Annotated in this window: 10 protein-coding genes and 1 pseudogene; 6 read left to right on the top strand and 5 right to left on the bottom strand. The window is 69.2% G+C overall.

Annotated features, from left to right (window positions below; genetic code table 11):
• The 4 genes and pseudogenes from ACOJUF_RS25800 to ACOJUF_RS25785 form a co-directional block, all read left to right on the top strand.
• A pseudogene (locus ACOJUF_RS25800) lies at positions 1 to 160 on the top strand (benzaldehyde dehydrogenase); the annotation flags it as partial.
• Positions 161 to 173: 13 nt separating this feature from the next.
• Complete coding sequence (locus ACOJUF_RS25795) at positions 174 to 1481, top strand: MFS transporter (protein ID WP_420124664.1); 1308 nt, start codon at positions 174 to 176, stop codon at positions 1479 to 1481.
• A gap of 80 nt (positions 1482 to 1561) precedes the next feature.
• Positions 1562 to 2755 carry a 4-hydroxybenzoate 3-monooxygenase gene (locus tag ACOJUF_RS25790; RefSeq protein WP_420124663.1) on the top strand — a complete coding sequence of 398 codons (1194 nt, stop codon included), beginning with the start codon at positions 1562 to 1564 and terminating at the stop codon, positions 2753 to 2755.
• A 102-nt stretch (positions 2756 to 2857) separates the two neighbouring features.
• A complete protein-coding gene (locus ACOJUF_RS25785) occupies positions 2858 to 3064 on the top strand; it encodes a helix-turn-helix domain-containing protein (RefSeq protein ID WP_420124662.1) in 207 nt (68 codons plus the stop codon).
• A 938-nt stretch (positions 3065 to 4002) separates the two neighbouring features.
• Here ACOJUF_RS25785 and ACOJUF_RS25780 read toward each other — a convergent pair.
• Together ACOJUF_RS25780 and ACOJUF_RS25775 are read right to left on the bottom strand one after the other, a co-directional pair.
• Entirely contained in the window at positions 4003 to 6267 is a 2265-nt protein-coding gene (locus tag ACOJUF_RS25780; protein ID WP_420124661.1) for an ATP-binding protein, read from the bottom strand.
• Positions 6264 to 6881: a molybdopterin-dependent oxidoreductase gene (locus tag ACOJUF_RS25775; RefSeq protein ID WP_420124660.1), complete on the bottom strand. Its 618-nt coding sequence runs from the start codon at positions 6879 to 6881 to the stop codon at positions 6264 to 6266. The genes ACOJUF_RS25780 and ACOJUF_RS25775 overlap by 4 nt, the downstream gene beginning before the upstream one ends.
• Before the next feature lie 100 nt (positions 6882 to 6981).
• On the opposite strand from ACOJUF_RS25775, the gene ACOJUF_RS25770 reads away from it, so the two are divergent.
• Positions 6982 to 7335, top strand: coding sequence for an Hpt domain-containing protein (locus ACOJUF_RS25770; protein WP_420124659.1), 354 nt, complete (start codon positions 6982 to 6984; stop codon positions 7333 to 7335).
• Between the two features lie 13 nt (positions 7336 to 7348).
• Here the strand turns inward: ACOJUF_RS25770 and ACOJUF_RS25765 are convergent, their stop codons facing one another.
• The 3 genes from ACOJUF_RS25765 to ACOJUF_RS25755 all read right to left on the bottom strand — a co-directional run bounded on the left by ACOJUF_RS25765 (position 7349) and on the right by ACOJUF_RS25755 (position 9595).
• Positions 7349 to 8035, bottom strand: a complete 687-nt coding sequence (locus tag ACOJUF_RS25765; RefSeq protein WP_420124658.1) for a response regulator transcription factor — start codon at positions 8033 to 8035, stop codon at positions 7349 to 7351.
• A gap of 206 nt (positions 8036 to 8241) precedes the next feature.
• Positions 8242 to 8991, bottom strand: coding sequence for a dienelactone hydrolase family protein (locus ACOJUF_RS25760; protein WP_420124657.1), 750 nt, complete (start codon positions 8989 to 8991; stop codon positions 8242 to 8244).
• A 127-nt stretch (positions 8992 to 9118) separates the two neighbouring features.
• Positions 9119 to 9595 (bottom strand): hypothetical protein, encoded by a 477-nt coding sequence (locus ACOJUF_RS25755; RefSeq protein ID WP_420124656.1) that lies wholly within the window; start codon positions 9593 to 9595, stop codon positions 9119 to 9121.
• Between the two features lie 245 nt (positions 9596 to 9840).
• On the opposite strand from ACOJUF_RS25755, the gene ACOJUF_RS25750 reads away from it, so the two are divergent.
• A complete protein-coding gene (locus ACOJUF_RS25750; RefSeq protein WP_420124655.1) occupies positions 9841 to 10497 on the top strand; it encodes a TetR/AcrR family transcriptional regulator in 657 nt (218 codons plus the stop codon).
• Positions 10498 to 10770 lie beyond the last annotated feature (273 nt).

The raw sequence follows: 10770 nt of genomic DNA, 5'->3' as shown, positions 1-10770 counted from the left end.
CAACGACCAGACCGTCAACGACGAAGCCCTCATCCCCTTCGGCGGAGTCGGCGAATCCGGCACCGGCTCCCGCCACGGCGGCGCCCAAGCCAACCTCGACGCCTTCACCGACACCCAATGGATCACCATGCGCGGCGACCTGCCGCAGTACCCCTTCTGATCGGCGGCTGGGCATGACTAAGTCCCCAGCACTCAATCCTCGCGCGCATTACGCCGGTTGGGTCGCACCGCTGTGCTGGCTGGCGGTGGCCCTGGAAGGTTTCGACCTGGTCGTCCTGGGTGTCGTTCTCCCGGCGCTGCTCAAGGAGCCCGGGTGGAACCTGACTCCCAATTCGGCCTCGGTGATCTCCGTCGTCGGCCTGGTCGGCGTGATGATCGGCGCGATGGCCACCGGCACGGTGTGTGACCTGATCGGCCGACGCAAGGCGATCATCTTCACCGTCGTGAGCTTTTCGGTGTTCACCCTGCTGTGCGCCTTCGCGCCCAACCCGCTCGTCTTCGCGGTGCTGAGGTTCCTGGCCGGTCTGGGCCTGGGCGGTGTGCTGCCCACCGCGCTGGCCCTGGTCAACGAATACGCTCGCCGCGGACGCGGCGGCAAGGCCACCACCACCCTGATGACCGGCTACCACGTCGGCGCGGTCACCACGGCCCTGCTGGGCATCCTGATCATCGAGCGCTTCGGGTGGCACTGGATGTTCATCATCGGGGCGCTGCCCGCGCTGATCCTGGTCCCGCTGATCCTGAAGTACCTGCCGGAATCCACCGCTTTCCTCGAGGCCCGCGCCGCAGGACCGGCCACACCCGGCACGGCGTCGAAGACGACCCCGAAGACGAGCAAGAATCCCATCGGCATGCTGTTCCACCACGGGTTGGCCCGGTCCACCATCGCCTTCTGGGTCACCTCGTTCATGGGCCTGCTGCTGGTCTACGGGCTGAACACCTGGCTGCCGCAGATCATGCGGGAGGCCGGCTACGAACTCGGTGCCGCGCTGGCCCTGCTCCTGGTCCTCAACGTCGGTGCCATCGCCGGGTTGCTGGTCGCCGGCGCCGTCGCCGACCGAATCGGCAACCGCCGGTCCACCGTCGCCTGGTTTTCCGCCGCCGCGCTGTTCCTGGCCCTGCTGAGCGTCAAGCTGCCCGGCATCGGCGTCTACATCAGCGTTCTGCTCGCCGGCATGTTCGTGTTCAGCGCCCAGGTCCTGGTGTTCGCCTATGTCGCCCACGTCTACCCGGCCGCCGCCCGCGGCACCGCCCTCGGCGCGACCAGCGGCATCGGACGGCTCGGCGCCATCACCGGCCCGCTGATCACCGGGGTCCTGCTCACCGCCGGACTGGCCTACCCCTGGGGCTTCTACCTGTTCGCGGTGGTCGCCGCGATCGGCGCCGTCTCCATCTCACTCGTCAACCGCAATCCGGCGCCCGACGAGGCGCTCCCGGTCACCGAGGAGGAGGCCGATGAGATCGCCAGGCACGCCCACTGAGCCACGTCCCCTGCGGCTGATCCACGTTCATTCACCCCTGCTGCCGTGCCACCCCACGTCCCCGCTTGGAGGAAATACCCATGACTAAACCCGATATCATCACAACTCAGGTCGGCATCGTTGGTGGTGGTCCGGCCGGGTTGATGCTCTCGCATCTGCTGGCCAAGGCCGGCATCGACAACGTCGTGGTCGAAAAACGCGACCACGAAACGATCCGGACCACGCACCGGGCGGGCATCCTGGAGCATGGCAGCGTGGACATGCTGGTCGGTTCCGGTGTGTCCGATCGGGTGCTGAAATCCGGGTACAAGCATGAGGGCATCGATCTGCGGTTCGGTGGGGAAAGCCACCGGATCGATTTCGAGGATCTGGTCGGCGAGGCGGTGTGGTTGTACCCGCAGAATGAGGTGTTCGTCGACCTGGCCGCCGCGCGGGAGCGGGACGGTGGGCAGGTGTTCTGGTCGGTGTCCGACACCGAGGTGTCGGACCAGACGACCGACATCCCGAAGATCACCTTCACCGACGCGGACGGACGCCGCCAGGAGATCCACTGCCGGATCCTGGTCGGCGCGGACGGATCCCAGGGCATCTGTAAGTGGTCGATCCCGCAGGAGAATCGGGTGGACAACTTCGCGGAGTACCCGTTCGCATGGTTCGGCATTCTGTGTGAGGCGCCGCCCAGCAGCGAGGAACTGATCTACTGCAACTCCGAGCACGGGTTTGCGTTGATCAGCCAGCGGGACGAGAACATCCAACGGATGTACTTCCAATGCCCACCCGACGAGGACGTCGACGGCTGGACCGAGGAGATGATCTGGGCCGAGCTGCAGAAGCGGGTCGACGGACCGGACGGGTTCCAACTCAAGCAGGGCCGGATCTTCGACAAGATGGTGCTGCGGTTCCGCAGCTATGTGTGCGAGCCGCTGCGGTACGGGAACCTGTTCCTGGCCGGCGATGCCGGGCACACCGTGCCGCCGACCGGGGCCAAAGGTCTGAACCTAGCCTTCGCCGATGTGCGGGTGCTGTTCGAGGGCATCGACTCCTACTTCTCGACCGGGTCCACCGATCTGCTCGACGCCTACAGCGACCGGGCCCTGCAACGGATCTGGAAGGCGCAGAACTTTTCCTACTGGATGACCAGCATGCTGCACACCCGCGCCGACGCCAGCGTTTTCGAACGCAAACGGCAACTCGGCGAACTCGCCGGCGTCGTCAACTCCCGCCACGGCTCGGCCTACCTCGCCGAGTCCTACACCGGCTGGCCCACCACCTGACGCACCGAACGTGGCCGGTCCGGGACGCACGTCCCGGACCGGTCACTGCGCAAAGAGGAGCCTGAGATGCGAATGCCCCGAAAGCCCGGCACACCGCCAACGGTGACCGGGCGCGTCCTGGCCATCCTGGACGCCTTCAGCTCACCATCCTGCGACGGGCTGACACTCGTCGCGATCAGTGAACGGTCGGGACTGCCGCTGTCGACGACCTTTCGACTGGTCAACGAGCTACACGCCGGAAGAATCCTGACCCGGGACGAGCATCGCCGCTACAAGATCGGACCGCGACTCCTAGAGCTGGCGGGATAACCCGGCGCCGCCCATCGAGCCCGGCGGAATCGTTGAGACCGGTCGTCTCACGCTGCCCGGGAGCAAACCACTCCACCGTTGTGGCGGCCTGGACCCGCAGATGCTCGGGCAGCTCACGGATGCCGTCGGGAAGTTCGGTCTCCCTCGCTGCGGGGCCGGTGATCTCACTTTCGTCAATCGACTGTTGGCAGGGTGGCCAGCTCATCCACGGTGCATCCCGCCGGGTCACGGGATCGACGACCGTCGCAACAGGCAACGCCTTCGGTGACGGAGGCACACCCAGATCGACGCCGACCGACGCCTCCTGCCGCTGGTCGACTCGCACGGCTTGGGGCGCCTTCGGGGTGACGAGCCCGCCCTGCGGGCCGATCATCCTGGCGACCCGGTCGCGGACCTCACCCCTGCGTGAAGAGGTGCAACGGGCACTCGAGGATCCCAGCATCGTGCACCTCCCCTCCCAACCCCGAATGTGGCGCAATCTCTCCCCCAACCCCGGAACCGGTCGGATCGCCGGCACCGAGCACCCGGTGCACCGTGGCGACGTCGACACCGAGAAGCTTCGCGATGGCCCGCGATGACAGTTTCACCCTGGACAGCGATTACGCGACTGCGCCCCGCTCCTCCCGCGCTACGGTCAACCGCAGGTCACCGAGGCGGTCGTCGACGGATTCGTCCCAGCTCTCGTGCCCAAGCGCGATGTGCGCGCGTCCCCGGTTGGCGACAGCGACCTGCTCCCAGGCCCTCCCCGTCATCGACCGGATCGGCACAGTGATTCGCTCGGCGCTCGCGACCGCCATCTCGAAGAACGCCGGCCTGTCGGCATCGACTCCATCGTCGGCGATCGAGGGCGCACGCCTTGGGCCGGCCGATCTTGGTGCCGAACGCCTCCACCGGCCTGCGGGAACTGGTCACGACGACGCGACGGACCACGCGATCCGTCACCGACTCGCGGCGACCGCCGGCCGGGACGCCCTCGCCTCGGTCAACGTCGCGGTCAGGGAGGCGACCGTGACCGGCTTGCTCACGTAGCCATCCATCCCCGCCTCCAGCAGCTTGTCGCGATCGCCGTCCAAGGCGTTGGCCGTCAGGGCCGCGATCCAGGGTCGTCCGGCGTCGGGGTCGTTGCGGATCGCCGCGGTCGCGGCCACGCCGTCCAGAACCGGCATGTGCACGTCCATGAGGATGACGTCGTAGCGCGTCGCCGTGGCCGCCTCGACGGCGGCGGCGCCGTCGAGAACGACATCAGCCTGCACCGACAGCCGCGACAGCATGCGCGTGACCACCATCCGGTTGACGGGGTCGTCCTCGGCCACCAGCACCTTCAGCTCGCCGAAGCTGATCTCCTCGTCCACCGCCGGTCCTTCGTCCGACGCGGTGACGGCCCCCTCGATGGGCAGCTCGACGGTGAAGGCGGAGCCGCGGCCCACCTCGCTGTCCACCGTGATGACCCCGCCGAGATGCCGCACGATGTGCCAGCAGATGGACAACCCGAGACCGCTGCCGCCGTAACGGCGGGTGGTCGACGGGTCGACCTGGGTGAAGGGCAGGAAGATGCGGTCCTGGCGGTCCTTAGGGATGCCGATGCCGGTGTCGGAGACCGTCACCCGGAGCCGGCCACGACGGCCCGCCGGATGGCCGGGCTGGTCGGTGTATCCGACGTGCACCGATACCTCACCGTGGTGGGTGAACTTCAGTCCGTTTCCGACCAGATTGACCATCACCTGGCGGAGCCGGTTCTCGTCGGCGGTCACCAGATCGGGCACGGAGTCGTCGACCGACGACCGCACCGAGACGTCCCGGGCCGCGGCCTGGGCGGCGAACATGCCGACCACCTCGGCGACCGTCCGCCGGACCCGGAATGCCCGGTGCTCGACCTCGACGTGACCGGACTCCATGGCGGAGAAATCGAGGATGTCGTTGATCAACCCCAGCAGAAGGCGCCCGCTGTTGTTGGCCGTTCGGACGTAATCGGCCTGTTCGTCGTCCAGATCCGTGAAACCCAGGAGTTCGGTCATGCCGAGGACGGCGTTCAGCGGTGTGCGGATCTCATGGCTCATCGTCGCCAGGAACGACGCCTTCTCCTGGGCCAGGCTCAGCGCGGTGTCGGCGGCCGCCCGGAGGTGTTCCTCGGTGCGCCGACGTTCGGTGACGTCGGACTCCACCGCGATGAAGTGCGTGAGCCGGCCCTGGTCATCGTGCACCGGGTGCGCTTCGACGCGCACCCAGTACGGCCGACCGGCCGCCGTCCGATTGAGAACCTCGGCGGTGAACGGACGTCCGTCGGCGACCGCCGCCCGCATCATGGCCACGGTCTGTGGGTCGGTGTCCGGGCTCTGCAACAGCTCTCCGGGACGCCGTCCGCGGACGGTGTCCAGCAGGTATCCGGTGGTGCGTTCGAACGCGGCGTTGACCCACTCGATGCAGCCCTGGTCGTCCGTGACGACGACCAGGTTGTCGGTGGCGTGCACCACCAGCGCGTTGGTGCGCAGTTCCGCGTTGACCGTTCGCAGCTCCTCGTTCAGGACGCGCAGCTGGGCCGCGGCGGCCTCCCGATGCCGGTTCAGCTGGCGGAACGCCCGCGCCGACACTGCGGTGAAGATGAGGAACGCGCTCAGCGTGACGGCCAGCCAGATCAGCAAGGTCTGCGCCTGCGAGAGCAGTTGCCGGGTCTGGTTGTTGGCCTCGCCGGCGCGGACCCGACGGTTGATCTCGCCGTCGCTGACCAGCGCGTTGTAATCCTTTTCGATGCCGACCACCGCCGCCATCGCCGAGGTCCGCCACGGCTCGCCCTCCTGGGCCGCGCGGGCCACCAGGGGCCGCACGTCGGTCGTCCAGGTGTCGGCCAGCGACGCCGAGCGGGACAGCAGCTCGTCCGAGCCCAAAGTCTTTGCCTGCAGCGGCAACGCGCCCTCCTGCACCCGCTGGTCGACCAGGGCCAGCTGGAGATCCCACGCCGCCGGCGCCGCCGGCGGGCCGGCCAGCAGAACCTCGACCCGCAGGAGCTCGCGTTGGACCTGGGAGAGCGTCCGGACGTTGGCATCGACCGCGGCCTGGGTGAACTCCACGTTGGCCTGCAGCGCCTGCGACTGGCCCACCATGGAGCCCCCGAGGAAGACCGCCGCCCCGAGCATCACCACGGCGGCGGCGAGCAGCGCCCAGCCCATCCGGCGCGGCGCGCTGGTGCCGGGAGGGCGGCTGCTCACAACGAGATCTCGGTCAGCTGCCAGATCCACCTGGGGTCGTACACCGTGGGATCCAGGTCGAACCCGGTGGTCGGATAGACGACGCGGAGGGGCCCGTAGTGAGCCACCGTCATCGGCCGGCCGTCCAGCCGGGTGGCGAGCAGCACGGGGTAGTCGATGGTGTCCGAAACCGGCAGGTCCACGGAGTAGTCGTTGACCGCAGCCGTATGCAGGACGTCACCGGGTTGCAGGTCGCCGGACGGGACCCCGACGGAGCGCACGACGTCGGCCAGCAGGGCACCGCGAAATGTCGCCGTGCGCCCCTCGGCCTGCCGATCGTCGACGGTGCACTCGACCTGAGGCAACGCGTCGAGCTGGGCCATCGTCACGGCGATGCCGCCGTCACCGCCGCCGACGCCCCGCACGGTGAGCACGGGCCCCGCCGCTCCGTCGTCGCTCGGGGCCGAGGTGACGGCCCGGCAGTTGCCGCGGGCCAGCCAGTCCGCATCGGAGGACCGGCTTGCGTCGGAGGTGGTGCTGTCGGTGGTCGAGCCGGGCCGAGGCGACGGGCCGGCGCACGCGGTCATACCGACGAGCAGGACGAGGGCGGCCGCCGCCGCGATCGGTTTTCGCACCCTTCGAGTTCAACCGGGAAGACTGAAGGGATGGTCCACGGCGGATCAAGATTGGCTCAAGAACGACGCGCCCGGACCGGGCGGGCGGCACGATGGAACGATGAACGACACCCTGGATCGAGCTCGGCTCGATGCGTTCGTCGACGACGTCGGCGACCTGACGTTCGCCGCCGAAACGGTGCAGACCTACCTGTCGACCCTCGATCGACGGGTGGCCGCGCTGACGGCTGCGCTCGGGTCCGGCGACCATCACCACGTGGTCGTGGAGGCGCACACGCTGAAATCGACCAGCGCACTGCTGGGCGCGACCGCGCTGGCCGACCTGTGTGGTGACCTTGAGCGAGCGTCGGCACCGGCAGCCGGCGACGGGACCGTCCTGCGGCTGACGGAGATCGCCGGCGACACCCGGCGGGAGCTCGCCGGCTGGCTGACCGAGCGCTCCCCCGGGCGGTGATCGGCCGCGCCACTCACGGATCGAAGCGGTAGCCCACTCCCCGGACGGTGACGATGTGCCGATCCGAACCGGCGGTTCTGCCCTGACCTCGCAGTTTGCGTCGCAGATTGCCCAGGTGCACGTCGATGACATGATCATCGCCGAACCATTCCTGCCCCCAGACCGCGTCCCGCAGCTGCCCACGGGTCAGCGTGCAGCGCGGCCGGCCGGCCAATGTCGCCAGCAGGTCGAACTCGATGCGGGTGAGGGCCGCGGGACGACCCGCCACCACCGCCTCACGGGCGGCGAGGTCCAGTTCGAGCTCGCCGAACGAGCGGTGGCCGACCCGCACCGGCTGGCGGGGTCGACGGCGCATGGCCCGGATGCGCAGGCCCAACTCCCGGGCCGAGAACGGTTTGACGACGTAGTCGTCGGCCCCGGCGGACAGACCGAGCACGCGGTCGATCTCGTCGCCCCGGGCCGTCAGCATCACGACGTAGGCGTCGGTGAAAGTGCGGAGGTGCCGGCAGGTGTCGAAGCCGTCGAGGCCGGGGAGCCCGACATCCAACAGGATCAGCTCGGGATGGTGCCGGCGGGCGACGTCCAACGCGGCCGTGCCGTCACCGGTCACCAGCACCTCGTAGCCCTCGTCGGCCAGGATTCGGCGCCCGACCGCGACATACTCCGGCGCGTCCTCGACCAGCAGCGCGAGTGATGCCACCTGTCATTCCCCCGTTCCTCACCCGCCGCGACAGGACGGCGGTCCTCGTATCGTGGCCGAAAGGGACGGGCGGCGGAAGATGCATCTGCTTCATTCCGCGGACAGGTTGGTCCGCTCCGGTGCGGTCCACGGCGGGGCGCCTCCAGGCCGGGATCCACCCGGGACCCCCTGCCGAGGACCGCGTGAGGCCGGCCGGCCCGGCCACCTCAGGCCGGGGGATCGGTCACCGTCGTCAGCTTCTCCTGGAAGAAGTCAAGGACCCGGTCGACGCCTTCCTGCTGGCGGTGCTCGGTCAGGGTCGAGTGCTGACGGCCGGGAAACTCCACGGCGATGAAGTTGTCGCCGAGCTCCCGGCGCAGGGTGTCGAAACGCGTGCCGACCGCCGGATCATCGGTGTACCGCAGCCCCAACACCTGGCATCCGGCCGCCACCTTGGCCTTGACGGAGTCACGATCGCGAGGGCTCAGGCCCAGGTCGGCCCGGCGAGCCCGACCGACCGGAGCGGGCGACGCCGGCTGGGCCAGCACCGGCGCCGCGACCGGTGCATCGGCGAGCATGGCCAGCGCATAGCCGCCGGTGAAGCACATTCCCACGGCGCCGACGCCCGGCCCACCCACCTCCTGGTGCAACTGCCGGGCCAGCGATCGCAGCCACGTCGCCACCGGTGCGGTGCGGCCCACGGCGAACATCGTGAATTCCCGGCTCACACACACGGTGGCGACGCTCCGGACCACCTCGCGCGCGCCGGCCCGGGCACCTGGTCGACCGAACAACGACGGCATGACCACCGTGAAACCCCGAGCCACCACGTCCTCGGCGAACTCGAGCACCCCAGGCGTGATGCCCGGGATCTCGTGGATCACGATCACTCCGGGCCCGCTGCCCTTGCGGTACGTCGGGTGCGTCATGCCTGCCTCGGTGTGGCTGCCGAGGATCCAGGACTCGAGCGAGTTCATGCCCGTCATCTTCCGCCGGTCGGACGAGCCGTCGGAGGACACCCCCGAGTTCCACCCACTGCGACTGGCCTCCCCCCGGCCGGCCCGCGGTCGGCCCATGACCCGAGCCGTCCGGCGCTCCGGCCCGTCACGACGTGATCGACGAATCCGCCCGCCGCCGCCACTCCCATCGACGGCCGCCACCGAGGGCGACCACCGCGGTGACGATCATGCCGATCGCCGTCCCGACGATGCCGATCGCCAGAAGGACCCGGACGACGATGGGCCATCCACCGGGGTCGGAGCCGAAGTCGAACGGGAACACCTGCCACAGCCGGATCATCGCGATCAGGCCAACGGCCTGGGTGAGCAGGTCACCGATTCCCTTGACCGTCGGGGTGTCGACGGCCAGGTACCCGATCGAGGTGAGAACGCCCAGAGCCATCGAGGCGTTCAGCCAGGGCAGCACCGAACTGAAGTCCGGCGACAGGAAGGGCAGCACCGCCCAGCCCGGCGCCACGTTGACCAGATACAGCAGGATCCCGTTCACCACGACCGACGCGCCGTAGCCGACCCGCCGTCGGGTGGCCGTCCGGCTCCGTCCCGCGCCGGTGCTGCCGTTCATGATGCCGCCCTGCCTGTTCGCCGCTGGAGCGGACCGCGCCCGAGCGGACCGGTCCCGGACCAGCACACCGCCGGAAGCCGCGATCGGCCAGAGGCTTTCGGCCCAAGGACCGGCCAGCAACAGACCGGCGGCGACGGTACTCGCAGCGCGAACCTGGCCGTGACGGGCCCCCGCCGCGAACCCTTCCGAGTGATGTTCTGCTCAGATCTGATGATTTCCTCAGTTTTGGTCGTAGAGTCGGCCCCATGGTCATCCGGGAGGTCGCGCGAGTGGATCGGACCGATCGTCGCAAGTCGCGCACTCGCGCGGCGCTGATCGGTGCGGCCCAGCGGATCCTGGCCACGCGCGGCACCACCGAGGTGGCCGTGCAGGACATCACGGACGAAGCCGACGTCGGTCTCGGCTCGTTCTACAACCACTTCGCCTCGAAGCCGCAGTTGTTCGAGCTGGCGGTGCTGGAGTTGTTGGCGGACTTCGGCGGCGCGTTGGACCGCGCGTGTGCGGGGATGGACGATCCGGCCGAGGTGGTCAGCGTCGGGATGCGGTTGACGTGCCGGTTGGCCGGGTCGCAGCCGCAGGTGGCCCGGGTGCTGGTGCTGGCCGGTCCCCAGTTCCTGATCGCGGAGCGCGGACTCGCACCACAAGCGTTGCGGGACATCGTGACCGGGATGGGAGCGGGCCGGTTCCGGGTGCCCAGTGCGCCGGTGGCCCTGGCGGTCGTCGCGGGCAGCGTGTTGGCGTTCGCGCAGATCCGGTTGTCGCCGGACTCGCCGGCCGGAGGGTTGACCGATGCCGATGCCGACGAGTTGGCCGCGACGGTGTTGACCACGTTGGGGTTGTCCGCGGCGGATGCGGACGAGGTGGCGCATCGCCCGTTGCCGGTACTCCAAGCCCCCGGCTGACCCGGCCATCCCCGCCATGGCCCGACCCGTTCGTTCCCGCAGGGCAGTTCGCAGTCCGTTCCACGGTTCGCCGGTCGTCCCCCGCGGGCCGGCCGCTTGCGCAGTTCGTGATCTTTCCGCATCGTCCACTTCGATCAGGGAGCCCTGAATGTCCGATCGTTCCTTCGGTTCGGCCGCCGGCCGGCCGAACGTCTTGTTGATCACGACCGATGAGGAGCGGTACAAGCTGCCCCGGTTGGAGGGGTTCAGCCTGCCGGCGCGGGACTGGTTGCA

The organism is Nakamurella sp. (assembly GCF_048594475.1).
Taxonomy (GTDB): Bacteria; Actinomycetota; Actinomycetes; order Mycobacteriales; family Nakamurellaceae; genus Nakamurella.
The sequence above is the reverse complement of the archived record's forward strand: the minus strand, read 5'-3'. Positions and strand labels throughout refer to the sequence as shown.

Coding starts and splice junctions, on each gene's coding strand:
- ACOJUF_RS25795 (WP_420124664.1), top strand. CDS start 174: ATGACTAAGTCCCCAGCACTCAATCCTCGCGCGCATTACGCCGGTTGG.
- ACOJUF_RS25790 (WP_420124663.1), top strand. CDS start 1,562: ATGACTAAACCCGATATCATCACAACTCAGGTCGGCATCGTTGGTGGT.
- ACOJUF_RS25770 (WP_420124659.1), top strand. CDS start 6,982: ATGAACGACACCCTGGATCGAGCTCGGCTCGATGCGTTCGTCGACGAC.
- ACOJUF_RS25760 (WP_420124657.1), bottom strand. CDS start 8,991: ATGAACTCGCTCGAGTCCTGGATCCTCGGCAGCCACACCGAGGCAGGC.
- ACOJUF_RS25755 (WP_420124656.1), bottom strand. CDS start 9,595: ATGAACGGCAGCACCGGCGCGGGACGGAGCCGGACGGCCACCCGACGG.
- ACOJUF_RS25750 (WP_420124655.1), top strand. CDS start 9,841: ATGGTCATCCGGGAGGTCGCGCGAGTGGATCGGACCGATCGTCGCAAG.